20 protein-coding genes are annotated in these 25,431 nt (G+C 55.4%); 9 read left to right on the top strand and 11 right to left on the bottom strand.

Annotated elements, in window-relative coordinates; translation table 11 throughout:
- Positions 1 to 137: 137 nt before the first annotated feature.
- Positions 138 to 1,097: a hypothetical protein gene (locus OHL19_RS17980; RefSeq protein WP_263359190.1), complete on the bottom strand. Its 960-nt coding sequence runs from the start codon at positions 1,095 to 1,097 to the stop codon at positions 138 to 140.
- 291 nt (positions 1,098 to 1,388) lie between these two features.
- Here OHL19_RS17980 and OHL19_RS17975 point away from each other — a divergent pair, with 291 nt between their 5' ends.
- The 3 genes from OHL19_RS17975 to OHL19_RS17965 all read left to right on the top strand — a co-directional run bounded on the left by OHL19_RS17975 (position 1,389) and on the right by OHL19_RS17965 (position 4,161).
- Positions 1,389 to 2,588: a hypothetical protein gene (locus tag OHL19_RS17975; RefSeq protein WP_263359189.1), complete on the top strand. Its 1,200-nt coding sequence runs from the start codon at positions 1,389 to 1,391 to the stop codon at positions 2,586 to 2,588.
- 425 nt (positions 2,589 to 3,013) lie between these two features.
- Positions 3,014 to 3,373 (top strand): PilZ domain-containing protein, encoded by a 360-nt coding sequence (locus tag OHL19_RS17970; protein ID WP_263359187.1) that lies wholly within the window; start codon positions 3,014 to 3,016, stop codon positions 3,371 to 3,373.
- 14 nt (positions 3,374 to 3,387) lie between these two features.
- A complete protein-coding gene (locus tag OHL19_RS17965; RefSeq protein ID WP_263359185.1) occupies positions 3,388 to 4,161 on the top strand; it encodes a LuxR C-terminal-related transcriptional regulator in 774 nt (257 codons plus the stop codon).
- Here the strand turns inward: OHL19_RS17965 and OHL19_RS17960 are convergent.
- Both OHL19_RS17960 and OHL19_RS17955 read right to left on the bottom strand, forming a co-directional pair.
- Positions 4,094 to 4,684, bottom strand: a complete 591-nt coding sequence (locus OHL19_RS17960; RefSeq protein WP_263359184.1) for a MarR family winged helix-turn-helix transcriptional regulator — start codon at positions 4,682 to 4,684, stop codon at positions 4,094 to 4,096. The genes OHL19_RS17965 and OHL19_RS17960 overlap by 68 nt on opposite strands.
- A gap of 97 nt (positions 4,685 to 4,781) precedes the next feature.
- Positions 4,782 to 5,357, bottom strand: a complete 576-nt coding sequence (locus OHL19_RS17955) for a YceI family protein (RefSeq protein ID WP_263359183.1) — start codon at positions 5,355 to 5,357, stop codon at positions 4,782 to 4,784.
- 206 nt (positions 5,358 to 5,563) lie between these two features.
- Here OHL19_RS17955 and OHL19_RS17950 point away from each other — a divergent pair, with 206 nt between their 5' ends.
- On the top strand, positions 5,564 to 6,835 hold the full coding sequence (locus OHL19_RS17950; RefSeq protein WP_263359182.1) for an MFS transporter: 1,272 nt from the start codon (positions 5,564 to 5,566) through the stop codon (positions 6,833 to 6,835).
- Positions 6,836 to 6,876: 41 nt separating this feature from the next.
- Here the strand turns inward: OHL19_RS17950 and OHL19_RS17945 are convergent, their stop codons facing one another.
- Positions 6,877 to 7,521 (bottom strand): flavin reductase family protein, encoded by a 645-nt coding sequence (locus OHL19_RS17945; protein WP_263359181.1) that lies wholly within the window; start codon positions 7,519 to 7,521, stop codon positions 6,877 to 6,879.
- A gap of 220 nt (positions 7,522 to 7,741) precedes the next feature.
- On the opposite strand from OHL19_RS17945, the gene phoU reads away from it, so the two are divergent.
- Complete coding sequence (gene phoU, locus OHL19_RS17940) at positions 7,742 to 8,413, top strand: phosphate signaling complex protein PhoU (RefSeq protein WP_263359179.1); 672 nt, start codon at positions 7,742 to 7,744, stop codon at positions 8,411 to 8,413.
- 142 nt (positions 8,414 to 8,555) lie between these two features.
- Here the strand turns inward: phoU and xylB are convergent, their stop codons facing one another.
- On the bottom strand, positions 8,556 to 10,031 hold the full coding sequence (gene xylB, locus OHL19_RS17935; protein ID WP_263359178.1) for a xylulokinase: 1,476 nt from the start codon (positions 10,029 to 10,031) through the stop codon (positions 8,556 to 8,558).
- Positions 10,032 to 10,269: 238 nt separating this feature from the next.
- Complete coding sequence (locus OHL19_RS17930) at positions 10,270 to 12,855, bottom strand: beta-glucosidase (RefSeq protein WP_263359176.1); 2,586 nt, start codon at positions 12,853 to 12,855, stop codon at positions 10,270 to 10,272.
- Between the two features lie 601 nt (positions 12,856 to 13,456).
- On the opposite strand from OHL19_RS17930, the gene OHL19_RS17925 reads away from it, so the two are divergent.
- The 4 genes from OHL19_RS17925 (at position 13,457) to OHL19_RS17910 (ending at position 18,243) form a co-directional block, all read left to right on the top strand.
- Complete coding sequence (locus OHL19_RS17925) at positions 13,457 to 15,238, top strand: sodium:solute symporter family protein (protein WP_317890590.1); 1,782 nt, start codon at positions 13,457 to 13,459, stop codon at positions 15,236 to 15,238.
- Positions 15,239 to 15,248: 10 nt separating this feature from the next.
- A complete protein-coding gene (locus tag OHL19_RS17920; protein ID WP_263359175.1) occupies positions 15,249 to 15,470 on the top strand; it encodes a hypothetical protein in 222 nt (73 codons plus the stop codon).
- Between the two features lie 66 nt (positions 15,471 to 15,536).
- Complete coding sequence (locus OHL19_RS17915; RefSeq protein WP_263359174.1) at positions 15,537 to 16,964, top strand: L-fucose/L-arabinose isomerase family protein; 1,428 nt, start codon at positions 15,537 to 15,539, stop codon at positions 16,962 to 16,964.
- 124 nt (positions 16,965 to 17,088) lie between these two features.
- Entirely contained in the window at positions 17,089 to 18,243 is a 1,155-nt protein-coding gene (locus tag OHL19_RS17910; protein ID WP_263359172.1) for a M24 family metallopeptidase, read from the top strand.
- A gap of 6 nt (positions 18,244 to 18,249) precedes the next feature.
- Here the strand turns inward: OHL19_RS17910 and OHL19_RS17905 are convergent, their stop codons facing one another.
- The 5 genes from OHL19_RS17905 to OHL19_RS17885 form a co-directional block, all read right to left on the bottom strand.
- Entirely contained in the window at positions 18,250 to 19,209 is a 960-nt protein-coding gene (locus OHL19_RS17905; protein ID WP_263359171.1) for a COX15/CtaA family protein, read from the bottom strand.
- Between the two features lie 79 nt (positions 19,210 to 19,288).
- A complete protein-coding gene (locus OHL19_RS17900; protein ID WP_263359169.1) occupies positions 19,289 to 20,503 on the bottom strand; it encodes an acetate/propionate family kinase in 1,215 nt (404 codons plus the stop codon).
- Between the two features lie 133 nt (positions 20,504 to 20,636).
- The gene (locus OHL19_RS17895; RefSeq protein WP_263359168.1) at positions 20,637 to 23,075 is read right to left on the bottom strand and encodes a phosphoketolase family protein; all 2,439 of its coding nucleotides are present in this window, start codon (positions 23,073 to 23,075) and stop codon (positions 20,637 to 20,639) included.
- Between the two features lie 255 nt (positions 23,076 to 23,330).
- Positions 23,331 to 24,164 carry a glycosyltransferase family 2 protein gene (locus OHL19_RS17890; protein ID WP_263359166.1) on the bottom strand — a complete coding sequence of 278 codons (834 nt, stop codon included), beginning with the start codon at positions 24,162 to 24,164 and terminating at the stop codon, positions 23,331 to 23,333.
- A gap of 84 nt (positions 24,165 to 24,248) precedes the next feature.
- Positions 24,249 to 25,430: an acyltransferase family protein gene (locus OHL19_RS17885; protein WP_263359165.1), complete on the bottom strand. Its 1,182-nt coding sequence runs from the start codon at positions 25,428 to 25,430 to the stop codon at positions 24,249 to 24,251.
- Between the last annotated feature and the right edge of the window lies 1 nt (position 25,431).

Raw genomic sequence — 25,431 nt, 5'->3', positions numbered from 1 at the left:
TCCAGGAGCGGACGTTAAAAGTCCCTCCAAAAAAGAGTCTAGCAGCACGAAGCCAATGTCTGTATACAACTTAAGATCGAACTCGACCCAGAAAGAAACCGGGGTAATCCGATCGCTCTTCCAGCGACATAAATAGCTTACGAGAGTACGTTGCCGCTGGCAGCTACGAAGTGAATGTCCTTCGGGTTCGGCATTGGCAACGTAGGGCCGTTCTCAGCTACAAAGTGGATATCTTTCGGATTAGGCATCGGCAACGTCGGGCCATTCTCAGCTACGAAGTGAATATCCTTCGGGTTCGGCATCGGCAGGGTAGGACCATTCTCGGCGACGAAGTGAATATCCTTCGGGTTCGGCATCGGCAGCGTAGGACCGTTCTCAGCTACAACGTGGATATCCTTCGGATTAGGCATCGGCAACGTCGGGCCATTCTCAGCTACGAAGTGAATATCCTTCGGGTTCGGCATCGGCAGCGTAGGACCATTCTCGGCGACGAAGTGAATATCCTTCGGGTTCGGCATCGGCAGCGTAGGGCCATTTTCAGCTACGAAGTGAATATCCTTCGGGTTCGGCATCGGCAACGTAGGGCCATTTTCAGCGACGAAGTGAATATCCTTCGGGTTCGGCATCGGCAACGTAGGGCCATTTTCAGCTACGAAGTGAATATCCTTCGGGTTCGGCATCGGCAACGTAGGACCATTTTCGGCGACGAAGTGAATATCCTTCGGGTTCGGCATCGGCAACGTAGGACCATTTTCGGCGACGAAGTGAATATCCTTCGGGTTAGGCATCGGCAGCGTAGGACCGTTCTCAGCTACGAAGTGAATATCCTTCGGGTTAGGCATCGGCAACGTAGGGCCATTTTCAGCTACGAAGTGAATATCCTTCGGGTTCGGCATCGGCAACGTAGGACCGTTCTCAGCTACGAAGTGAATATCCTTCGGGTTCGGCATCGGCAACGTAGGACCGTTCTCAGCTACGAAGTGAATGTCCTTCGGGTTCGGCATCGGCAGGGTAGGGCCGGCAAATGCAGCGGTTGAAGTGACAGTAAGAACGAGCGCGGACAGGATGCGAAGGGGGGAAACAGCAGCAAAGGTCATGGTTAAATCTCCGTCTAATTTGACAAATCTAAGGAAAGCCTACCGCAAAGCGCCTCATGGAAGTACAACGAAAGCTGTAAAATGGTCAAATTTAAGGGTCTATTCTCTTTTCATTATGGGAAAAGCGTGGTAATAAACTCTTTTCCAACGGAATGAGATTACTTTCGCGGTTGGAGGCATTACTTGATCGACAAATTACGAGCTGCCTTTAACACTGGATTTACGGCAGAGCAATATCGGAATTTATTGGCTCGTTTGGATACAGATTCGGGTACAAAAGTGGAGTTCCGGGTGGCCGAAACCCCCGTTTTTCTCCCCAAGGCACTCCTGAATGAGATGGCAGATGCCGGAATTCGGCTGACGGAGCGCCTGCTCAGGTGGCCGGAATACCTAGTGGGAGCCAGAAATTCCATTCCCGAGAAGTTTTGCGTGGCTGGAGAATCCTCGCACCCTCATTTTCTGACCGCAGATTTTGCGCTCGTTCGCGATGGAAAAGGAACCCTGGTTCCAAGGCTCGTGGAGCTCCAGGCTTTTCCGTCTGTGTACGCCTATCAGACATTGTTGAACCATGCATACGCGGATGCTTACGATCTCCCAAAATCCCTCGGTACCTTCCTTGGTGATTTAACCGAGGCGGGGTTCTGGGAACTGTTGCGCCGCACCGTGCTTGGCAATCACGCGCCGGAAAATGTTGTGCTGACGGAAGTGGATCCGTTGCACCAGAAGACGCTTCCCGATTTTTTGCTGACGGCAAAAGCGTTGGGAATCGCGGTCGTCGATATAACAAGCCTCATTCCTATTGGTAAAAAACTGCATTATCGAAATGCCCAGGGGGAGTTGATCCCCATCCATCGCATCTACAATCGGGCGATTGCAGATGAGATGATCGCGCGCAGGATAGAACTGCCCTTCCGCCTGACTCAGGAGTGGGATGTAGAGTGGGCCGGGCATCCTAACTGGTATTTTTTAATCAGCAAGTATGCTGTGCCGTGGCTTTCGAAGTCAGCAAATGATTCTTCCGTGGAAAATAAATTCCCTCTTGAACTTTCGGCTGGTGATCCGGTAGTTCCACCTGCGGTATTTCTTACAGATTTTCTAAACGGAACCGGCCACACCCAATTGGCGGCAGCGGGCGTTTCTCTACCCCAGGGGAATGATCCAGGGATCATTTATGACAATCTGTTGCTGAAACCCCTGTTCTCATTTGCAGGAAAAGGAATACAGTTCTCGCCCAGCCGAGGAGATTTGCTGGCGATACCAGAGCAGCAACGTGGAGATTATCTCCTGCAGCAGCGGATGTATTTTGAACCTACGGTTAAGACTCCACACGGGCTCACTCAGGCAGAGATTCGCATCCTGTATTTATGGCCCGACGGAGGCGAACTGACGCCTGCCTTATCGCTGGTGCGGTTAGGACGCGGAAAAATGATGGGCGTAGACCACAACAAAAACCAGGAATGGGTCGGCTCTTCGGCTGCTTTCTGGGCCTGACCGCCGATTAGATCGCCGACTAGACCACCGTTTGGACTGAGACTGAAACGATTCGCGACAATCACAGTCCCATTCCAATGCCCGATTCCGGCACCGGAACACCCTATACGGCCTAAGCCTAGGGAACAAACCCGAATCGAGCCGGGCGTGAGGTCAATATATATAGGAGCGCAGTCAGCCTATATAGAAAAGCAGCCAACCTCGCGGCTACCCGACAGGCGTCGGATAAGGCCGTGACCAAAGTAACTGGTTTTCGCTTTTCCCGGATCTCCAATTGCAGGAAGCAGATACCACAGAAGGGTTATTTACGAAGTACTTAAGCGAAGGTTACAGTTGCGTGAGTGAAAGAAACTTTGGTATCAGTCCAGCAGTACTCAACTTGAGTTACAGTATTGGTAACGCTTCCTGAAAGGAATGGTTGCCCGATGAATCTATCGATCCCAGAGTTGCCTGTTTCACCAACAAGCACTGGAGGCGCGCCCCGTCAGGAGGTTCGCTGCGCGGTGCGATTTCCTTTGAGTCTTCCCGTGGTTTTATCAGCGGATGGTGGGGAGTTTGCAGCGGTGACGAGTAACGTTTCCGCCAGCGGAGTCCTCTTCATTACGGACCGAGCTGTAACCCCGGCGACGTCCATCGGATTCTCTTTGAGAATGCCGGGAGAGATTCTTGGCACACCCCGAGACGTACTAGTTCATTGTCGTGGACGTGTGGTACGCTGTTACCCAAGTCAAACTGGTTACCATACAGCCGCCACAATTGATGAGTACCGATTCGCTGATCAGTAATTCTGCAGGCACCTATGTCAATCATCAAAATGGATATTCTGGAAGACTCTCCAGAAGGGGAAGTTCACGATTCGGCAGCCAAGCCGGGTGCGATCCGCGTCATTCTAGCGGACTCTCAGGCCATTTACCGCGTTGGTATACGAAAAGTCTTTGCCCTGGAGGATGATGTTCGCGTCGTTGCGCAAGCCGACTCGATCGAGAATCTGCACGCGGCTGTGCAGCGATACCCTACAGATGTCGTTCTATTAGAAGGCGGAATGCTGACCGGAACCGCGAATGCGATTCCTGAACTGCTTCGCCTTGCGCCTGACGTCAAGATCATCGTTCAGGCATCCTATTCCGACGAGAGCCACACAGTCGAACTTTACCGGCGTGGAGTTCGGGGCATTATTTCGCGCGCCATTTCACCGGATTTGCTGGTGAAGTGCGTCCGCAAGATTGCTTCGGGAGAGACCTGGATCGATAACCAGTCCATCAATCTGGTGATTGAGGCCTATCGTTCGCAGGCCGCTGCACTCGTGAGTCCGCGGACCCAGCCTAGACTTTCGCCAAAAGAGATGGCGATCATTACCTGTATTACCCAGGGTAAGCGGAATAAGGAAATTGCGTATCAGTTGGGAACCACGGAACAGGTAATCAAAAACTACCTGCGCAAAATCTACGATAAGCTCGGCGTTTCAGACCGGCTCGAACTGGCTCTCTATTGCCTGCACCATAAGATTATTCAGGGTGAGGGCGAGGAAGAAGTGGGTTTGGCTGCAAGTGTCGCGAAGATGGCTTCCCGGTAACGGGAGGCCTGTTTCCCGCCGAATCACTTGCTGCGACGGTCCTTTCACTACAGGCTTGCACCTTGTTCAGCAGCCGGATGAAACTCCGCAGCTCCTCCGAATTGAGATTCTGGAAAAGCTCTTTCGGCGCTTGATCAATAACGTCACTCAGTTTAGACAAAAGCTCCAGCCCCAGGTCCGTAATGTGTGTCCATAGGACGCGCCTGTCTTTTTGATCGCGCTGCTGAGAGATGAGCTTTTGCAGCTTGAGGCGAGCAAGAAGCCGCGTAATATCCGGCTCAGGCGTAATCATTCGCTGCCCGATAGCGGAGCAGGTGAGGCCGGTAGATCTGGCGCCACGCAAAATACGCAGTACGTTATATTGGGTCGATGTCAGGCCATAGGGCTTCAACCGCTGCTGTAGCGTGCGATGCAGGCAATCTGCACTACGCATCAGGGTTAACAGCGCCTCTTCCTGGGGGCTCGAAAAGCCCGGACTTGCAGAACTGGCAGCACGCTCTGTTTCTGGCAAGCCTGACGACATTCCGCTCTCCGATAAAACAAATATGAGTTAAAACTGCGGAGGCTGATGGATTCAGCCTCCGGCCGTGCAAAGTCTTTTCTTTCAATTCATTGCGCGATTACTGTTTGGCTACATCCAGATCGATCGTCAGCCGCACATCTTCGCCTACGACCGCAGCTGGGAAACCTGCGCCAATGCCGAAGTCAGTGCGATGAATGGTGGTCCTGCCCGAAAAACCGATATGAGGCTTTTTGTCCATACCGTCGACCGGAGCGGTCGGTCCTTCGATCTGGAGAACAACTGGCTTGGTCACGCCGTGAAGGGTCAGGTTGCCGGTCACAGTGAGTCCATCGCCGCTCTTGGCTACGCTCGTGCTCACGAAGGTCGCGGTCGGGTACTTTGCCACGTCAAAAAAGCTATCTGTCTTGAGGTGATTGTCACGCGGCGCCTCGCCGGTATCCACGCCGGTAACGTCGATGGTGGCGTTCACTGTGGACTTGGTGATGTCTTTTTCGTCGAGGGTGATGGTGGCATCAACCTTGCCGAAACGGCCGCGAATGTTGGAAACGCCGAGATGCTTGATGGCGAAATTCACTTCGCTGTGAGCCGAATCGCTCTTCCAGGTGGAGGTTTGAGCCATGGCGAACGGGGCGGCAAGAACGAGAAGTCCAGAGGCGATCTTGAGAAGCTTCATAAATGTATTTCCTTTCGATTTGGGTTGCGGGTGTACTTAGAAATCTGAGTCTCGGCTTCCAGTAAAAGAGCGAAGCAGAAGATAGCCGTGTAAACAACTGTATTGCCGAAACCACGGCTAGTAATCAAAAGATGCGGCGAAAAAGTATTCGTTGCAACAAATATTATTTGCTCGACAGATTTTCATCCAGACGCGGCCTGTCTGCTATGCTCCGGCGTATGTCTGTTGGGGCAATTGGATCCATTCGTGGTCATTTTCGCAATCTGACGCGCACGCAGCGTCATGCATTTTTAGCCGCGTTTCTGAGCTGGACGCTGGATGCGCTGGATTTCTTCCTGCTGGTCTTCTGCATCCCGGCGATTGCGAGCGAGTTTCATGTGGCGGTTTCGAGCGTAGCGGAGGCGGTTTTTCTCACGCTCGCATTTCGGCCGGTTGGGGCTTTTCTCTTTGGGGCAATGGCAGACCGATTTGGACGCAAACCTACCCTGATCCTGAATATCCTCTGCTACTCCGCGATTGAGCTGGGATGCGCCTTTGCTCCCTCGCTGCGTGCATTACTGGTGTTGCGAGCGCTGTTTGGCGTGGCCATGGGCGGAGTCTGGGGCGTAGGCGCGGCTTTGACCTTTGAAAGCCTGCCACGCGAGGGTCGCGGCATCTTTTCCGGCATTTTGCAGGAGGGGTACGCCATCGGCTATCTACTTGCTGCAGCAGCCTTTGGAGTGCTTTTTCATTGGATCGGCTGGCGAGGATTATTCGTTCTGGGAGCTGCACCTGCCCTGCTGGTAGGTTTTGTGCGCTCCAATGTGGATGAATCGCCAGTATGGTTGGCAGCACGCCTGGAGGCCAGCAAGCAGAAGCTCGCTGGTATTCGAAGGCCGCCGATGCTGGCCAATTTCATCTCTTACGGACCGACATTTCTGTTCTTGATCCTGCTCATGACCGCGTTCACCAGCTTCTCGCACGGAACACAGGATATGTATCCGACCTTTCTACTCAAGGGGCGCGGGTTTTCGCCTGGCATGGTAGGCGTGCTGGGAGTCATCTATAACGTAGGCTCGCTGGCAGGCGGATTTGTCTTTGGTGCGCTCTCCGAGAAATGGGGGCGCAAGCGGGCAATTATTACAGCCGCTCTGCTGGCTATCCCGATTGTGCCCCTGTTTGCCTATGGTCAAACGCCGCTGTCACTGGGACTTGGGGCATTCCTGATGCAGTTCATGGTGCAGGGAGCGTGGGGCGTAGTACCGGCATATCTGACGGAGCTTTCACCTGGACCGGTGCGAGCGATCTTTCCCGGATTGGCGTACCAGTTAGGCAACCTGCTTACTTCGCGCAACCTCGTAATTCAGACGAAGCTCTCGGAACAGATGCATAACTTTTCGCCGGTGCTGGCGGGGACTGTGGTCATCGTAGCGATTGTGCTGGCGATTGTGACCGCTTGCGGACGCGAGAGTCGCGGTGTCGAGTTAGCGCCCGGCTAGTGCGTTGCGGGGATGATTTGGTCCCAATGACTGGGCCCGAATTATTTAGGCCGAATCAGCTCGAAGCGGTCATGCGTGCTCACCCAGGTGTTACCAGCCATGCGGCCCACGGCGTCAAGCTTTTCCGGATCGATGCGAAAATTGCTTTCCAGGTCGGCTCGAACGTGAAAGCGAACAATCTGGCCGAGAACGATCACGCCAGCTCCCGGACCTTCTCCAGCAAAGATAATCTGAAGCAGCTTGCACTCCAGTTGCGCCGGTGCCTCGGCTACGCGGGGCGCGCGGATTACTTCGCTTGCGATAGGCGTCAGGCCGGCTAGCTGAAACTCGTCTACTTCGGGACCAACATCAGCGGCGGCAGCGTTGGTGGCCTCAGCAATCGCCGATGAGACGATGTTGATGACAAATTCGCCCGTCTGCTCGACGTTGCGCAGCGTGTCTTTTCGCTGATCGCCGCTGGAGCGAAGCGTGGGGCAAAAAATCACCGTCGGGGGATTGGAGCCGACCCCATTGAAAAAGCTGAAAGGTGCAACGTTGTGAACTCCGTCACGATCAATAGTGGAGACCAGGGCGACGGGACGCGGCACGATCAGGCCAACCATCAATTTGTAGATCTCGCCAACCGTGTGATCGGAGGGGTCGATACTGTGCATCTTCTGTGAGCTGACAGACTGGGGCGCGTACATGTTTCCAGATTAAACGCCCGCCCAGGCCTGGACAGGTCGAAAACGGCCGGAGCGGGCACAAAGTGTAGTGCTTAGTAACCTCCAGGCGCGAAAACGGTGACTAATTCAGAAAAATAATGCCAGGCTATAACGGATTTGATGCATTCTTGTCTACTTACTTCTTGATATTTATGTACCGGCAACATGCAATAATGCACAATCATTTATAGGGAGAACGACCGTGCCGCGCATTCACTTTCAATTACAGCTCGCCGAACTGAAGGACAAAATCCTGGCGATGGCGGCTTTGGCCCAGCAAGCAGTCGAATCGTCCGTGGATGCCTATCTGCGACGGGACGCGGGGCTTTGTCAGTATGTACGCGAGAATGAGACGGCAATCAACACCGCCCAGCGCGCTCTGGATGAAATGGCGTACGAACTGCTCGCAAAAGAGCAGCCGATGGCTATCGACCTGCGCTTTATCCTCGCGGTGATCAAGATTAACGGCGACCTGGAGCGCATTGGAGACCAGTCGATGAGCATCGCGATTCGCACCCGCGAAGTGCTGGACATGGATGACGTCGAGCTGCCTGTAGATTTTCTGGCGATGGGCGAATACGCCGGACGCATGATCCGCACCGCCCTGCAAGCCCTGTTGGATGGCGATGCGCACGTTGCCGACACGGTACGGCTGATGGATGACGAGATCGACCGCATGAATCGCAAGGCCCAGGCTGACCTGCTGGCACGCATTCAGCGCATCCCTGCCGAGACTCCGCAGGCGTTGAACGCGATTCTCATCTCACGCAACCTCGAACGCATTGCCGATCACGCAACCAACATTGCTATGGATGTGATTTTCTGGGTTCGCGGCGCAGATGTCCGCCACGCACTTAGCTTGGCTTCGGACTAATTATTAATTATTGACGGGCCTTCCTTACTTACGGCCAGACAAAGACCTGTGATCCCATCCCTGCTGTTCTAATCCCATCCTTGCTGCTATCGCGCAGCAAGGATGGGTTACCCGAAGTGTATTTGCACCTGCAGCGAAAACCCTAGCGCAGCGTCGCCAGCGCTGGATACAGTTTGCGCCATTTCGCGTAGCCGGAGCTGTAAGCTGCTTCCCACTTTGGATCGGGTTCAATGCGCTCAGCGACGCTGATGCCCGCTGCACATGCCGCGTCGAGATCAGGCCACGCCCCCGCGCCAACTCCGGCCATAAGCGCTGCTCCAAAGGCCCCGCCCTCCTCTGCGACAAGCACTTCAACAGCATGACCATAAACAGCCGCCTGAATCTGCCGCCAGAGTGGGCCGCGTGCACCGCCGCCTCCAAGACGAATGCCGCTCACTGGAATTCCCAGGGCCGCGAAGAGAGTAAAGGTATCTTCAAGCGAATAAGCCACGCCTTCGAGCACCGCCCGCACAAAATGGGCCGCGCTGTGATTTGTGGAGATGCCCGCAAAAGCTGCTCGAACTTCGGGGTCGAGATGCGGCGTGCGTTCGCCCAGCAGGTAGGGAGCCCATTCGAGACCCTCGCTGCCTGGCGCAATCTTGCCTGCCGCAGCGCTGAGCGAATCGTAATTATCGCCCGCGAAGAAGGTTTCCTTGAGCCAGCGCAGACTTAATCCCGCCGATTGCGTGACGCCCATGACATGCCAGCGGCCCGGCACAGCGTGACAGAAAGTATGCAGGCGGCCTTTGGGATCTTTGATCGGCGCGGCAGTCGCGGCGAAAACCACGCCCGAAGTTCCAATAGTCGCGGAGACAGAGCCCGGCTGCAGAATGCCCATGCCAACCGCTCCTGCACCCTGGTCTCCCGCTCCTGCCACCACCGGAGTCCCGGCGGTGAGGCCGATAAGGCTTGCCGCTTCCGCAGAAAGCGTGGCGCAGACCTCGGGTGATTCGTATAGCTCGGGCAGCCAGCTTTCAGGAATTCCAGCAGCCGCGGCTACTTCAGAAGACCAGCGGCGATTCGTCACATCCAGCAGCAGTGTGCCGCTGGCTTCCTGCACATCAATGGCGTAAGCGCCGGTGAGGCGAAAGCGGACATAATCCTTGGGGCAGAGAATATGGGCAGTGCGAGCAAAGATTTCCGGCTCGTGTTCTTTCACCCAAAGCAGCTTGGTCAGCGTGAAATTTGGCAGCGCAGGGTTGCAGGTCAACTCGATGAGGCGCTCGTAGCCGATGGTTTCATGCAGCCAATCGCACTGCGGCTGGGTGCGAGTATCGCACCAGATAAGCGACGGGCGCAGCACGACACCAGCTTTATCCAGCAGAACAGCCCCATGCATCTGGCCGGTCAGCCCAACACCAGCAACAGGCTCATGCGGCAGCGGAGCAGCAGCCAGCGCTCCGCGAATGGCGATCTGCGCAGCGCGCCACCAGTCTTCTGGGTCCTGCTCGGCCCACCCCGGATGGGGAGCGCGGAAGGCTGCATGTTCTTCGGAGGCAGAGCTGACGACTTGTCCCCGCTCGTCAATCAAAACTGCGCGTGTGCCGCTTGTACCTACATCCATGCCGAGGAACCACATTGCCGAACCGCCTTCCTAAATCGCTTTTCTTGGTCATTTGCTGTGCGCTGGTCAGGATAGCAGCTTTCGCCGTCACGGGGAAAGATTGAAAGATTGCTACCACCTGATTTGATTGAATAGCCTTCGCAGCTTTGCTCCCTTCTCTGGATGGATACTTTCCACAAACCCCACGCGACCGTAACAAAATCGGCCTGCCGCGGAATTCCGCGGCAGGCCGATCTGCATTCGTATTGGTTGCTTATTCGACTGAGGTAATGCTTGCTTCCAGCGGAGTGGATTCCGAAGAATCACCCACATGAATCAGGAATTTACCAGCGTCCATCTTCCAATTCTTTGTGGCCTCGTCCCAGTAAGAAAAGTCGCGGGCGTTCAGGCTCAAAGTGACGTGCTTGGTTTCTCCAGGCGCCAGGCGGACTTTTTCAAAGCCCTTCAGCTCACGCTCAGGACGGGGAACCTTTGCTCCAGCACCGGTCATTGCCGGTTCGGACACATAAAGCTGTGCAACTTCAGCACCAGCCACACTACCAGTGTTGGTTACGTCAAAGCTGACATCGACTGTACCGCCAACCTTGACTGTCTGGGGCACGGATAGGCTGCCGAACTTGAACGTGGTATAGCTCAGGCCATAGCCAAACGGATACAGCGCATGCTTCCCTGTCGTCGTCCAGTAGCGATAGCCAACCATCAGCTTGTCGCCGTACTTCACATGCGGAATACCGTCGGCCTCTACCTTTGAGTAATAGAAGTTATACGACGGATTTTCCTGCCATGTGCGATCGAAGGTGACAGCCAGTCTGCCTTCAGGATTCTGCTTTCCAAGCAGCACTTCCGCTACCGCGGTGCCGCCTTCCTGCCCAGGATAGAAAGTCTGCAGCAGCGCAGGAACCTTATCCAGCCAGCGCCGTGTATCGACCGCTCCACCGGCAGTAAGAGAGACGATAGCTTTAGGATTGACTGCCACAATCGCGTCGATCAGGGCATCCTGCCCCCAGGGCAGCTCAAAGGTACGATCATAACCCTCGCTCTCCGTATCGGCATCAAAGCCGATTGATAGCACCACAACATCGGCCATCTTGGCGAGGCGAAGAGCCTCGGGCGAAATAAGCGACGACTCCGGCGCGAGACCCAGCGAAAGGCGCACACCGGGAGTATGCGGCACGTAGTCCGCAACGATGTGAATAGGCTGTCCGGCCGTAAGTTCGATCGTGGTAGAAAGCGGAATCTGCCCCTCGCGATGCGGCTGGTCGAGAACCTGCTTACCGTCTACCTTGACGCTAAAGGAGTCCTCGCCAGAAGCAGCAACGAGCAATAGATATTTGCCACTTTCTTTCGGCTTGTAAGTGGCCGTGTAGCGCAGGCTGCGCGGGTTGGGATCGGTGGCATCCCACATGGCCGGCTTGAGGTCGTTGATCTGAGCCTGGTGGCTCTTGACCGACGCGCCGGAAAATTCGTGGTTCGCAAAGGTCTCGATCTGCGCATCACCTTCAAAGTGCGTCTTGCTGAAAATGTCGTTGACCTGGGGAAGCCCCCGCGCATAGACCACGTTCGCCCCTGATTCCGCAGCAAGGGACGTGAGTCCGGCAAGGATGCTGACCGGTTCAAAAGCCTGGGCTTGCGATGAGCCTCCGCCGCCCGGCACTGCGGGATAAGCGTCAGGACCGATGAGCGCAATCGTCTTGACTTTGCTCGCATCGATGGGCAGAGCATGGTTCTCATTCTTGAGCAGCGTGATGCTTTCGCGAGCGCCCTGTAATGCAGCTGCGCGATCGGCAAGCGAATAAAGAGAAAGGCTATCGACAGTCTGAGGACGAGCATTGGGACCGATCCAGTTGTAACGCAAAGCTACGCGAAGCATACGCAGAATCTTGTCATCGATGGTCGCTTCCTTGACCCTACCGTCTTTGATCGCAGGCAGCAGCTCTTTCCTGTTCATGAACTTTGCATAAGGCATTTCAAGGTCGAGACCGTTGTTCGCCGCGCCAATCGCGCTATAGGTCGCATCCCAATCCGACATGAGCAAGCCTTGAAAGCCCCATTCCCCTTTGAGCACCTTGAGATTGAGAAATGCGTTCTGCGTGGCATGAACACCGTCGAGCAAGTTATACGAGTTCATAACCGCATCGACCTTGGCAACCTTTACAGCAGCTTCAAAAGCAGGAAAATAAAGTTCGCGAAGCGTGCGCTCATCGACATCGGAGCTGACGTTGTGGCGGTCATACTCCTGATTGTTGGCAGCAAAATGCTTGACGGTTGCGCTTACTCCCTGCGACTGCACGCCCTGGATATAGGGCACTGCAAGATGCGCATTGAGGTATGGATCTTCCGAGAGATATTCGAAATCGCGGCCATTAACCGGCGAACGAACAATATTCACGCCAAGCGCAAGCAGGAAGTTGACGCCGCGCGCGCGAGCATCGCGGCCGAGTCCTTCGCCTACCTTGCGGGCCAATTCCGGGTCCCACGAGGCGGCCAGAGATGCTCCACCGGCGTAGGCCGTGGTCGGCCCCCAGCTACGCACGCCGAGCGGTCCGTCTGACATTTTGAACTGAGGCAGATTGGCCGACGGTTCGGCGTAGGTGTACATATTGTCGACTCCGCCCAGCAGTTCGACTTTCTGATCGAGCGTAAGCTTTGCCAGAATGGCATGCGCCTCCGCTTCAATGGCTGGCGAATCGGGAACGGGACCGGATAACGCCGGAACCTGGGTTTGAGCTCCGGCAGGGACCGGCGATACCGCGATTCCGAAGACAGCGAGAGCAACGAAAGGGATGCAGAAAACTGCGCGGAAAACCGATTGACTAGAGATGTTTCTAAGATTTTGCATATCGAAGAGAAGCCTAAACCGATGGACGCGACATTGGCAAAAGAATTCTGAACAAGGCGGGCAGAGGATTTGCTATCCCACTACTGACGGGTGAAGCTCGATGCAGACGAAAGCTCCGGAGATTTGCCGATGACTCGATGCAACGAGCGGTTGCTCATTGCGGAAACCTTACCATTCTAACAACAATCGTTTGTCTTCAAATGAAAATGCAGACGCACCTCTGGCCCAATATCCTCATCAAACCGAGCCGATCTGGCAGACAGGAATTCGCGCCAGCGATGCCAGAGAGCGCAATGCGATCCGCCGGGAAAGAGCATTCCCCAGTCAAAAACAGGTCGCGCTAACCATCATGCTAATCTTAGCGCGGTAAACGATTTCTCAATATAGGTCAAATTGGGTATACCGCAAAAGCAAACACAGAAAATCTGTCAGGCTGCCAATCTCCGGCTCCAACTCCCCGCTCGCGAAACAGCGCGGCGAACTTTACAAAAAGATTTAGCAATTTGCTTGACAGGTCTTCAGGTAAACCCATTTACTAAGGTCGCATCTCCGGAAAACATGAAACCGTTCCGGAACGAAATGCTCTCACTCGGGTGATCGAATGCTAGAACTAGCAGCAACCGCAACAACCTCCGGCGGCCTCGTGTCGTCGATGATGGCCTCCCTCGCGATCGGAGTTCCGTCGCTGGCGCATCTGAGCCCGTTGGATATCGCGGTCATCGTGATTTACTTCGCCATGGTGATGTGGATCGGCTTCTACCTGAAGAAGCGCGCCAACACCAGCGAAGAGTTCTTCATGGCCGGCCGCGAAATGACCGCGTGGATCGCCGGACTGAGCTTCGTCTCCGCGAATCTCGGCTCGCTCGAACTGATGGGCTGGGCCGGCTCCGCATACCAGTACGGCATTCTGGCAGCGCATTGGTACTGGATCGGCGCGGTACCCGCAATGCTGTTCCTCGGCATCGTGATGATGCCCTTCTACTACGTGTCGAAAACACATTCCGTACCCGGCTATCTGAAATTGCGATTCGGGCAGGGGTCGAGCATTGTCGCCGCATGCTCCTTCGCATTCATGACCATTCTGATGAGCGGAGTGAACATGTTTTCGATGGCGCTGGTGATGAAGGTGGTGCTGGGCTGGGATATAACTTTCAGCATCGTCATTTCCTCCCTGGCAGTCGCCGCGTATGTTGCGCTTGGTGGTCTGCGTTCGGCCATCTTCAATGAAGTGTTGCAGTTTGTCTTGATCTGGGGCGGTGCCTTGCTGGTACCGATCCTCGGCCTGATCGAAGCACATGGCTGGACGGGCCTCAAGGCCCAGATCATTCATAACTTTCCCACGCAGGATTACCTGCACATGTGGAAAGGCGTCGGCCACTTCTCCGATAACCCGATGGGCGTACATTGGACGGGAATCGTCTTTGGCCTCGGCTTCGTAATCAGCTTCGGCTACTGGACGACAGACTTTCTAGTCGTACAGCGAGTGCTCGCCGCGAACAGCCTTCGCTCAGCGCGCATTGCTCCGGTCATCGGTTCCTACTTCAAGATGGCCGTGCCGTTCATCGTAATTCTGCCCGGCCTGCTTGCTCTGGTGGTCCTCCACAATCCGGACGGCAGCCTCATGCACCTGGTCGGCGAGGACGTAGTCAGCGCCCACCCTGGAATGGGTCTGCATAGTTATAACGAAGTGCTGCCGCTGATGCTGGTGCGTTATTGCAGTCCCGGCCTGCTGGGGCTCGGCATCACCGCGCTTATCGCTGGATTTATGAGTGGCATGGCGGGCAACGTGAGCGCCTTCGCCGCAGTGTGGACGTATGACATCTATCAGCCTCTGATCAACAAGAAAGCGCCGGATCAGCATTATGTTTCGGTAGGCAGATGGGCAACCATACTGGGTGTCGTCGTCTCCATCGGTGCTGCTTATCTTGTCATGAATGCCAAGGGCATCATGGATTACGTGCAGGCGCTGTTCAGCTTCTTCATTGCGCCTTTGCTCGGGTCGATCCTGATGGGTATGTTCTGGAAGCGGGCAACGAAAGCGGGCGGCTTCTGGGGATTGCTTATCGGCACCATCACCTCAATCGGCCTATGGGCATGGGTGAAAGCGGATCCATCGGCCCTGCGCTATGTGGCCATTTCGCCCGACGCCAAGGACATGGCAGAGAACATGTATCGTGCGCTATGGTCTTTTGGAGCCACCGTCATCATCACTTTTGTGGTGAGCATGTTTGGCACAGCGCGACCTGTTGCGGAGCTGAATGGACTCGTCTATGGCGCAACCAAACTGCCCAAGGAAGAGCCCGTTCCCTTCTACAAAAATGAGTGGTACTGGGCCGCGCTTGCCGTCGTCCTGTTTCTCGCTTTGAACATCATTTTCTGGTAAGGAGGCAAGTATGAAATCGACGGAAATCTCAATCTGGTTTTTTATCGGCGTGCTCCTCACCATCTATGGAGTGATGATCATGCTGTATGGAATGTGGGAGTGGGTAACCGGCAACTGGAAACTTACCAATGTAGTCCTCGCGAATCTGCATGCGCCCGTCTGGTGGGGTGCGATCATGCTGGCGCTTGGACTGTTTTACTCACTCCGCTTTCGTCCGGGCAAAGAGTTATAAGCTACGACCTTTGTACGAAGATCGCAGTCCAACCTGAACTTATCGCAATCATGAGGAGCTTGAGCAATGGCAGCGCAAAAGACAATGACCTACGGAGTAGTTGTAGGCAATCGCGGATTCTTTCCGGATTCCCTGGCTAAAACCGGACGTGAAGAGATCATCACAGCAATCGAATCTACAGGCGCGAAAGCAATCGTTCTCACCGCGCAGGAGTCGAAGTTTGGCGCAGTGGAAACATTCGCCGAAGCACAGCGCTGCGCAGAACTGTTCAAGAAGCACGCAGCCGATATCGATGGCATCATCATCACCTTGCCCAACTTTGGCGATGAACGCGGCGTAGCGGATGCCTTGCGGCTCTCAGGGCTCAAGGTGCCGGTACTCGTGCAAGCTACTCCCGACAAGAGCGATGCAATGACCATCGCTACGCGTCGCGACAGCTTCTGCGGCAAGATGAGCGCCTGTAACAACCTGATGCAATACGGCATTCCCTACTCGCTGACTACGCTGCATACAGAGCATCCTGCATCGCCTGAATTCAAGGCCGATCTCGAATGGTTCGGCGCGGTTTGCCGCGTTGTTGGCGGACTCAAAAATCTGCGCATCGGCTCGATTGGTGCGCGTCCTCAGGCATTCAATACCGTTCGCTACTCCGAGCGCATTCTTGAGACGCACGGCATCTCGGTTATCCCAATCGATCTGTCTGAAATCCTGGGCCGCATCAACAAGATGGGCGACATGGATGACTCTGCGCAGGCCAAGCTTTCCGCGATCAAGAGCTATGTCACCACCTCCGGCATTCCCGAAGCCGCTCTGCTCAAGATGGCCAAGCTGGGTGCTGTAATCGATGGCTGGATGAAAGAGACAGCCGTCACAATCTCCGCAGTGCAATGCTGGACTTCACTCGAAGAATACTTTGGCGTGGTGCCCTGCACGATCATGAGCATGATGTCGAATGACCTGATTCCATCGGCCTGCGAAGTGGATGTGCCGGGCACATTGAGCATGTACATGCTGGCCTTGGCCTCAGGGACGCCAAGCGCGTTGCTCGACTGGAACAACAACTACGGCAGCCATCCTGACAAGTGCGTTTGCTTCCATTGTTCAAACCTGCCGAAGCACTTCTTCAAAGAAGTCAAGATGGATTTTCAGGAGATCATTGCCGGTACCGTGGGCAAGGAAAACACCTTCGGAACATGCGTGGGTCGCGTAAAGAGTGGTGCCATGAGTTACGCACGCTACTCGACCGACGATCGGCGTGGCGTGATCCGCGGCTATTGCGGGCCGGGACAGTTTACAGATGATCCGCTGACAACATTTGGCGGTGCAGGTGTAGCCGAAATCCCCAAGCTGCAGAAGCTACTGAAGTACATCTGCCGCGAAGGATTCGAGCATCATGTTGCCGCGAACTTCAGCGATGTTTCAAAGTCAATTCACGAGGCCGCAACACGGTATCTTGGGTTCGAGAGCTACTATCACCCGGAACTCGAAGATTAATCCATTCTTCGCACAGGGCGCCGACTTGAGTTGGCGTCCTGTTTCGTTTCACGGGTTTGAGCTTTATGGGATTGAGCTTTACGAGATTGATTCGATATAACTCCTGAAGGAGAGTAATAAACACATGAGCACGCGTATCCGCAAGAGCCTCGTCATCGCCGGAGCAACCATCGTTACAGAAGAGGCCTGGAATGCTGAACTGGAAGCCAAACACCAGCAATTGGTCGCATGGTTGCAAGCGGAGCGGCTCGATGCCGTTTTGTTGAGGCGCAGCGAGAATATCGCATGGTTGACAGGCGGTGCCGTCGAAGTACGTGTGCGTACTACCAGCGAGACCGGAGTAGCGTCCCTGTTGATCACTGCCGAGGGCTCACGCTACTACATGACCACTGCGAACGAAGCTCCGCGACTCCACGATGAAGAGTTTGGAGCACTGGACTTTGAGCCCCTAATCTTTCCCTGGTATGCGGACGATACGGCAGAAACTGCGTTGCGGCTGGGCCGTGATCAAGTAGGATCGGACACCGCAATTCCAGGCTTTTTGCTGGTGAATCTTTATCCCCTGCGAATGTCGTTGCACGAGACGGAGATAGCTCGATATCGCTGGCTGGGCGCGCAGACTGGCAACGCTGTGAGCAATGCTTTGCAGGGACTTGAGCCGGGAATATCCGAGTTTGAGATGGAGGCTCAAGTCGCCGAAGTGCTGCTGAGCAGGGGCATCCTGCCTACGGTGTTTTTGATGGCCGCAGACGAGCGCATCTTCAAGTACAAACATGCAGTCGCGCGCGGGAAGACATTGCAGCAGTACGCCATGCTGAATCTATGCTCGCGCAAATGGGGACTCACCGTTTCCATCACGCGCTTCGCACATTTCAAATCCATGCCCTCAGAGTTAGCGGATAAATTCCATGCCTCGGCACAGGTGAATGCAGCGCTGCTTGACGCAACGCGTGTTGGAGCCACTTCGGCAGAGTTGTTTCGAGTAGCCGCGGATGCTTATGCGAGCAATGGATTCGCAGGCAACGAGCAGCTACATCATCAGGGCGGCGCGACTGGCTACATCGAGCGCGAGTGGGTCGCTACTCCAGATGGAACACAACGCGTTGTCAACAACCAGGTCTTCGCCTGGAACCCAAGCATTCGCGGCGGCAAGGTAGAAGATACCGTCCTGCTACACGATGGAAAGATTGAGTTGCTGACGCCGACTCCGGAACTGCCTGTTCTTGAATCAATCGCAAATGGCAACAGCTATCCCGCTACCGGCGTGTTGATTTTGTAATCGCGATCAGGCTTTCGTTTGCCTTGGAATCAATGTGAGTCGCGCTGTGAGTACGACCAGCGCAGACCACAATAGATCCGCACCCAGCAGGTGAATGACCTGCATCCACACGGGTGCCAGCAGCCATACATCCAGCGCGCCAAGTACGTATTGCACAACAAGCAAACCCACGACGAGCGCCGAGAGTCCGCGATTATCCCACGGGCCGCTGCGGCGTGTAGCGCGAATCAACAGCCAGATCAGGAAGATGCTCGCGAGAATGGCAAAGGTAGGGTGCGTCCATCGCCAGCGCAGCAGCCATGTGCTGTCCGCTGAAAAATCCTGGGCCAGTGAACTGCGAAAAGATGTTGCGGGAAAAAGCGTATCGCCCAGCGCAGCCAGAGAGCCCGTTACGCCGACGACCATCACTGCAAGCATCCCAATAGTCGTGCCAAGTGGAGAACTGATGCGAATGTCACGCCAGCGAAAGCCGACGCGTCGCCCAAGCAAATGCGCCGTCATAGCCAGCGTGGCTACGAGCAGCAGCGTATTCGACAGATGCAGCGCGAGGAACGGTGGCCGCAGGGGTGACCGGCTGTCCGCCGTGAGGCCCAGCTTTACCAGCAGCGCTCCGAGCAGCCCTTCGGTCAGCGTAAGAAAGACCGACGCACCGGCAGCCCAGCGTGCAAGATGGCCGGAGACCGTCTTGCGCCACGTCCAGACCAGCAGCCCGAGAACGAAGAAGAGATCAAGCGCAGCGGTAATGCGGTGCGTGAATTCGATAATTGTCTGCAGCGTGGGCGACTGCTGAAAGACAGTGCCGTTGCAGAGCGGCCAGTGATCTCCGCAGCCTGCACCGGAGCCTGTCGCGCGAACGATCGTTCCCCAGAGTATCGTGGCGATGAAGTATGCGAGTACAGCCCAGGCAAAGCGGCGTAGACCTGCTGACGGAGTTCGATCTGCGATGGAGATTGCGGCGATAGTCATTTCCCAAGCCCTTTGCAACTACCCATCAGTGTAGAACAGTCAGAGTTTGCCCGTGGGACGCAATTCTCTCCCACGCAAATTACGTCCGCGCTTCATCCATCAGGCGGCGAACGTGATAGACAATAGTCAGGTCTTCCGCAGCCGGTATCACGCGTATTTCAACAGCCGAGTTGGCAGCGGAGATAGTAGCTTCGCCCTGCGACTCATTCCGTTTCGCGTCGAGAACGATGCCGAGAAACTCAAGACCTGCGCAGACTTCAGCACGTGTAGCGTTGTCATGCTCGCCGATACCACCAGTGAAGACAAGCATGTCGAGCCCGCCAAGTACAGCGATGTAACCGCCGATAAATTTGCGCAGCACGTAGACGAACTCATCCACTGCGAGGCGCGCCTTGGCGTCGCCCTTGTCGATGGCCTCACGCAATGTGCGCATGTCATGAATGGACTGACTCAGACCCTGCAGACCGGATTGCTGATCTACGATTTCTTCGAGCTGATCGGCAGCGGCCTGCGTGTCTTTGCATGTTTCTCCAACCTTGCGCAGAAGGAAAAGAAGCACGCCCGGGTCCATGTCGCCGGTACGAGTGCCTGACAGGATACCGCCAGTAGGAGTAAGACCCATCGATGTGTCCAGGCTCTTGCCGTCGCGGATGGCGCATACAGACGCACCGTTTCCGAGATGCGCGACAATCAGGCGCGCAGGGATATTTGGCTGTAGATGAGCAACGATAGATTCATACGAAAGACCATGCGCGCCAAAGCGGCGTAGCCCCATCTGCGTGTACTTATCGGGGATCGGCAGATGCCTGGTCACCTCCGGCAGGTCGCGATGAAAGTAGTTGTCGAGGCAGACGAAGTTCGGCACGTCCGGAAAGAGTTCCATCGACTGACGCATGATGTAGATCGCGGTAGGAATATGCAGTGGAGCAAAGTTTGTATAGCGCTCCATTTCGGTGACGAGCTGCGGCGTAAGGCGCTGATTTTCGATGATTGCCGGGCCGCCGTTGACCATGCGATGGCCCACTGCCGTCGGACGTGGAAATGGCGGTTGGTTGATCGCCTTTCCGATCACCCCGAAGGCGGCTTTCGTGTCCGCAAGATCAGGCTTTTCATCGACGATCTTCTTGCCGTCGTCGTTCCCTTGCCATGATTTGATCCAGAACTCATGCTTGTTTTCATCGGCGCCGATGCCGTCTACCGCGCCTTCCAGCAGCTTGCACGGAGCATCTTTACCTGCATCGTAGATTGCGAATTTGATCGAGGACGAGCCGCTGTTCAGTACGAGTATGTGCATGGTCACGCCAGGGGCATTGCTGTTGGATTGTTAGCGGTTCGGGCGGAGATTTGCGCCCCCATCCTCTGCGTGCAACACGCGCAAAGGATGGGGCACCCGTAGATTTGTTAACTCTTGAACTGAAAGCCCAGCCCTATCGCGAGGTCCACTTCCAGTTGCGGACTTCGGGAAGATCCTGGCCGTTTTCTGCAACGTAGAGGCGGTGCTTCTGGATTCTCTCGCTGTAGAGTTGGCTGGCAGACTCGATCATGCTGGCCAGACGCGGCACGCGGCGAATTACATCGAAAGATAACTGGTAGCGATCGATGTTATTGCGCACGCACATGTCAAAGGGAGTAGTTGTCGTGCCTTCTTCCTTGTAACCGCGCACGTGGATGTCGTCATGATTGTGGCGGCGATAAGTCAGTTGATGGACAACCCGCGGATAGCCGTGGAAAGCGAAGATAGTAGGAACATTCTTACCGAACGCAAGATCGTACTCTTCATCCGAAAGACCATGCGGATGTTCAGAGGTAGGCTGCAAAGTCATGAGATCGACCACGTTGATGACGCGAATCTTAAGGTCGGGAATTTGATCGCGCAGCAGCGTAACAGCAGCCATGGTTTCAAGTGTGGGAATATCTCCACAGCAAGCCATAACAACATCCGGCTGGTCACCGTTGTCGGTCGAGGCCCAATCCCATACGCCGAGGCCCGCGATACAGTGCTGCACCGCTTCGTCCATATTGAGCCATTGCGGTTGCGGCTGCTTCCCGGCAACGATCAGGTTGATGTAGTTGCGGCTACGCAGGCAGTGGTCAGAGACCGAGAGAAGCGTATTCGCATCGGGCGGAAGATAGATGCGAACGACGTCGGCCTTCTTGACCAGCAGGTGATCGATGAAGCCTGGGTCCTGATGCGAAAACCCATTGTGATCCTGCCTCCACACATGCGAAGTGAGCAGGTAGTTGAGAGAGGCGATAGGTTTGCGCCAGGGAAGCTCGCGCGTAACCTTGAGCCACTTGGCATGCTGGTTCACCATCGAGTCAATGATGTGGATGAAAGCTTCGTAGCAGGAAAAGAAGCCGTGACGGCCCGTGAGCAGGTAGCCCTCAAGCCAGCCCTGGCACATGTGCTCGCTGAGCACTTCCATAACGTGGCCAGTCTCAGAGAGATTCTCATCCACCTCCAGAGTTGAGGCCATCCACGCTTTGCCTGTGCCGACTTCAACTTCCTCCAGCCGGTTCGAGGCCGTTTCATCGGGACCGAAAAGGCGGAAGTTTCCCGCCGGAAGATTGGCCTGCATTACGGCGTGAAGCAGATGACCGAGTACTCGCGTGGATTCCTCATCGACCTGCCCACGATTTTCCGCGGTCACATCGACAGCGAATTTGCGAAAGTTAGGAACGACAAGTGGCTTCAGCAACAGGCCGCCGTTGGCATGAGGATTCATGCCCATGCGTCGATCGCCCTTGGGAGCCAGATCCGCCAGATCTTCGCGGAAGTGACCATGTTCATCGAAGATCTCATGCGGCTTATAGGAGCGCATCCACTCTTCGAGCTGACGCAGATGATCGAGATTGCCCTTGATCTCGATGGGAACCTGGTGAGCGCGCCATGTGCCCTCAACCGGCTTTCCATCCACAAACTTGGGACCAGTCCATCCCTTCGGCGTCTTTAGAATCAACATCGGCCAGCGCGGACGCTCGGTGCTTCCCTGTTCGCGAGCCGCTTTCTGGATCGCAGCGATACGGTCCAGCATCGTGTCGAGCACTGCGGCCATCTGTTCATGCATGATGGCCGGATCGTCGCCCTCAAGAGTAAAGGGCTCATAGCCGTAGCCGCGCATCAGGCTTTCCAGCTCCTCGTGAGGAATACGAGCCAGCACCGTTGGATTGGCAATCTTGTAGCCGTTCAGATGAAGAATCGGTAATACAGCGCCATCGGTTGCCGGATTGAGAAACTTATTGGAATGCCAGCTCGTAGCCAGCGGACCGGTTTCAGATTCACCGTCGCCGACCACGCAGGCCACCACGAGATCAGGATTGTCGAAGGCTGCGCCGTAAGCGTGAACGATCGAGTAGCCAAGTTCCCCGCCCTCATGAATGGAACCGGGCGTCTCTGGCGCAACATGGCTGGGAATCCCCAGCGGCCAACTGAACTGGCGGAAGAGGCGCTTGATGCCATCTGCGTTTTGTTCGACAGGAGGATAAATCTCCGTGTATGAGCCTTCAAGATAGGTATGCGCCACGATGCCGGGGCCGCCGTGGCCCGGGCCCATGACATAGATCATGTTTAGATCGCGCTCCTTGATAACGCGATTCAGATGAACGTAGATGAAATTGAGGCCAGTAGTCGTGCCCCAGTGTCCCAGCAGGCGAGGCTTAACATCTTCGAGAGTAAGAGGCCGCTTTAGAAGAGGATTGTCTTTGAGATAGATCTGGCCGACAGTGAGGTAGTTCGCGGCGTGCCAGTAGTCGTTCATTTTAGCCAGGAGTTCTGCACTCAGTTTGGGCTCAGAATTGGCCGGGGTGTTGGCGCTGGTTGAGCTATCTGCGGCAACTGCTTCAGGGGTCAGAGTTTCATCCGTCATGAAGAACCTCAAGATATATGTTGATGTGCCATTGTTACCCGATAAGATGCGGGGACGCACGAAAAAGCGTCATTCAACCGGCAACCTAGACTACCTGCGATGCTAGCACCCGCAGATTACAAATCTGTGTGATAACGCTCACAGAAATCTGGCAAGGATGGCCTGCGGGTTTGGGCATGACAGATCTTCCGGGGAACCTTGATGGTTTCCGCCCGGAAGTTTGTGGATGCTTATATTCAAAACGCCTTGCTTCTATTAAGAGCGATTTCTCTTTTCCCAGATCTTTGCATCGATCAAAAAGCGAAACCAGAAGGTTTGGAGAACCCAGAAGATGAAGCCCTCAGTGCCATCCAGGAAACCCATCTTGAAGAAATAGCGATATCCAAAGAGCGCAAAGGGTCGGACGAAAAGGGGTAAGTTGTTGTATTTCTGACGCAGTGCGCGCTTACGCTGCGCCGGGTTTCCCTTGGCGTCGGCGACCAGCCGCCCGGCAGCAGCATGGCCCGTTTCTGCTGCGTCCATTTCGGCCACTTCGCCGTCTGCCCAGCGGTTGTGGCGTGCTGTCCATTCGGAGAGGCTCATGGCGATGTCGTCGATCATCACGCCTGGGAGCTGTCCACTCGTGCCGCTGGAGATCAGGTAATGCTGGTCGTATTTGCGATCCTCGCAGCGCCCGATTCCCGTGCGAAAGAGACGGAGATGCCAGGTCGGGCTCATGCCTCCATGACGCATCACGCGGCCCAGAAACTTCACATAGCGTGGGACGAAGTACCCCGAGTGCTCCGGCTCGTCGGGCAGAGCCTGGATTGCGGCGACCAGCTCGTCGTCCATCACTTCATCCGCGTCCAGGTGCAGCTGCCATTTCCGAGAGATCGGCAGGTGATCGATGCCCCAGTTGCGCTGGGCGCCGTAATTTTCAAAAACATGTTGAACCACAGTAGCGCCGAACGATTCAGCGAGGGCTATGGTGTCGTCGGAACTAAACGAATCGATGACGAAGATCTCGTCGGAAACCTCGCGGGCGCGTGTCAGCGTTGCGCCCAGTGTGTCCACTGAATTGTAGGAGAGCAGAATAACGGTGGGCCGCATATAGCTAGATGGTAGTGCATCGCCTGTTTCAATCAAAGTAAAAGTACGGTATATCGGTCACAAGAGTTGCTGACCCTGCATGACTTACGCGCTTTTAAAGTATCGTTTCAGCTTGAGCACTTGAGACTCAAAACCATACCAGAGCGCCGTGGCGACGACCGTGGAAGCAACCAGCCGCAGTCCGACGATAGCCAGATTACCCGGGATTCCGCGGTGATATTTGTCGTCGAGACGCGCATCGAAGTTGCCGAAGTAAACGAAAACCAGGATGTGCGTCATGTACAGCCCGTAGCTGATGCGTCCATAAAAAGCCAGCGGACCGCGCCGTAGCAGCATCGCAACAGGATTGGCAGCTCCGGTTCCAGCGACTGCGACCAGCACAACTCCAGCGAATCCAAGCGCCAGGCCCGTATCGAGAAATGCTGAGCCTGCAAAGATAGTGCCAGCCGCCACAAACCCGGATATAGCCGCGACTAACCCAATCCATAACCAGGTACGCCGAGCCATGCGAAGGTGATAAAGGCAGAAGGAAATCAGGCTGCCCATCGCAATCCCTTCGAGATGAATGAGCGTGTGCGTAGTGTTCAGCCAGTGTGCATGGCTGAGCCGGAAGATAGGCGAAGCAGCCACCATCGCCAGCAAAATGACAGGCAGCAGCCAGTTCAAGCGCCCCCTGCAATAGCGAACCACCGGCGCCCAGACAAGATAATACTGCTCCTCGATGGCCAGCGACCATGTAGGACCAAGCGTTCCCGGCAGCGGAGTATGACGCAGGTTCTGAATAAACAGCGCGTAGCCAAGCAGGATTGGCCACCGTGCCTGGTGCGCAAACGTATCCCCGAGAAACCACTCCGGCACAGCGTAGCAAACAATCAGCAGCAGAAAGTAGACAGGCCAGATGCGCAGCACGCGGCGAGCATAGAAGTTGCGAAAATAGTGCGGCTTCTCGCGAGCTTCAAGCAGGATTGAGGTGATCAGAAATCCAGACAGCGCGAAGAACAGGTTGACGCCCGCCCAACCCCACAACATCGGACCGTAGATCCAGGTGCCCGTCAGCCGTTGATGACAGTGGTAGAGCACCACAGCCAGCACGGCCAGACCACGCAGGCCTTCCAACTCCGGGATGTAAGTCGGAAGCCAAGTTGGCCGACGCGTGAGCACAGCAGAAGAACCGCCCGAAGAATCGCTCAAGGAGACGAGGCCCTGATCTGAATCCAGATCAGGACCCAAATCCGGGTTATGCAACGTTGATTTTGTATCGGGCATC

Source organism: Acidicapsa ligni (assembly GCF_025685655.1).
Classification (GTDB): domain Bacteria; phylum Acidobacteriota; class Terriglobia; order Terriglobales; family Acidobacteriaceae; genus Acidicapsa; species Acidicapsa ligni.
The sequence above is the reverse complement of the archived record's forward strand: the minus strand, read 5'-3'. Positions and strand labels throughout refer to the sequence as shown.

Coding starts and splice junctions, on each gene's coding strand:
- OHL19_RS17960 (WP_263359184.1), bottom strand. CDS start 4,684: ATGTCGTCAGGCTTGCCAGAAACAGAGCGTGCTGCCAGTTCTGCAAGT.
- OHL19_RS17970 (WP_263359187.1), top strand. CDS start 3,014: ATGAATCTATCGATCCCAGAGTTGCCTGTTTCACCAACAAGCACTGGA.
- xylB (WP_263359178.1), bottom strand. CDS start 10,031: ATGTGGTTCCTCGGCATGGATGTAGGTACAAGCGGCACACGCGCAGTT.
- OHL19_RS17920 (WP_263359175.1), top strand. CDS start 15,249: ATGAAATCGACGGAAATCTCAATCTGGTTTTTTATCGGCGTGCTCCTC.
- OHL19_RS17930 (WP_263359176.1), bottom strand. CDS start 12,855: ATGCAAAATCTTAGAAACATCTCTAGTCAATCGGTTTTCCGCGCAGTT.
- OHL19_RS17910 (WP_263359172.1), top strand. CDS start 17,089: ATGAGCACGCGTATCCGCAAGAGCCTCGTCATCGCCGGAGCAACCATC.
- OHL19_RS17900 (WP_263359169.1), bottom strand. CDS start 20,503: ATGCACATACTCGTACTGAACAGCGGCTCGTCCTCGATCAAATTCGCA.
- OHL19_RS17980 (WP_263359190.1), bottom strand. CDS start 1,097: ATGACCTTTGCTGCTGTTTCCCCCCTTCGCATCCTGTCCGCGCTCGTT.
- OHL19_RS17905 (WP_263359171.1), bottom strand. CDS start 19,209: ATGACTATCGCCGCAATCTCCATCGCAGATCGAACTCCGTCAGCAGGT.
- OHL19_RS17965 (WP_263359185.1), top strand. CDS start 3,388: ATGTCAATCATCAAAATGGATATTCTGGAAGACTCTCCAGAAGGGGAA.
- OHL19_RS17885 (WP_263359165.1), bottom strand. CDS start 25,430: ATGCCCGATACAAAATCAACGTTGCATAACCCGGATTTGGGTCCTGAT.
- OHL19_RS17945 (WP_263359181.1), bottom strand. CDS start 7,521: ATGTACGCGCCCCAGTCTGTCAGCTCACAGAAGATGCACAGTATCGAC.
- OHL19_RS17890 (WP_263359166.1), bottom strand. CDS start 24,164: ATGCGGCCCACCGTTATTCTGCTCTCCTACAATTCAGTGGACACACTG.
- OHL19_RS17895 (WP_263359168.1), bottom strand. CDS start 23,075: ATGACGGATGAAACTCTGACCCCTGAAGCAGTTGCCGCAGATAGCTCA.
- OHL19_RS17955 (WP_263359183.1), bottom strand. CDS start 5,357: ATGAAGCTTCTCAAGATCGCCTCTGGACTTCTCGTTCTTGCCGCCCCG.
- OHL19_RS17925 (WP_317890590.1), top strand. CDS start 13,457: ATGCTAGAACTAGCAGCAACCGCAACAACCTCCGGCGGCCTCGTGTCG.
- OHL19_RS17915 (WP_263359174.1), top strand. CDS start 15,537: ATGGCAGCGCAAAAGACAATGACCTACGGAGTAGTTGTAGGCAATCGC.
- OHL19_RS17950 (WP_263359182.1), top strand. CDS start 5,564: ATGCTCCGGCGTATGTCTGTTGGGGCAATTGGATCCATTCGTGGTCAT.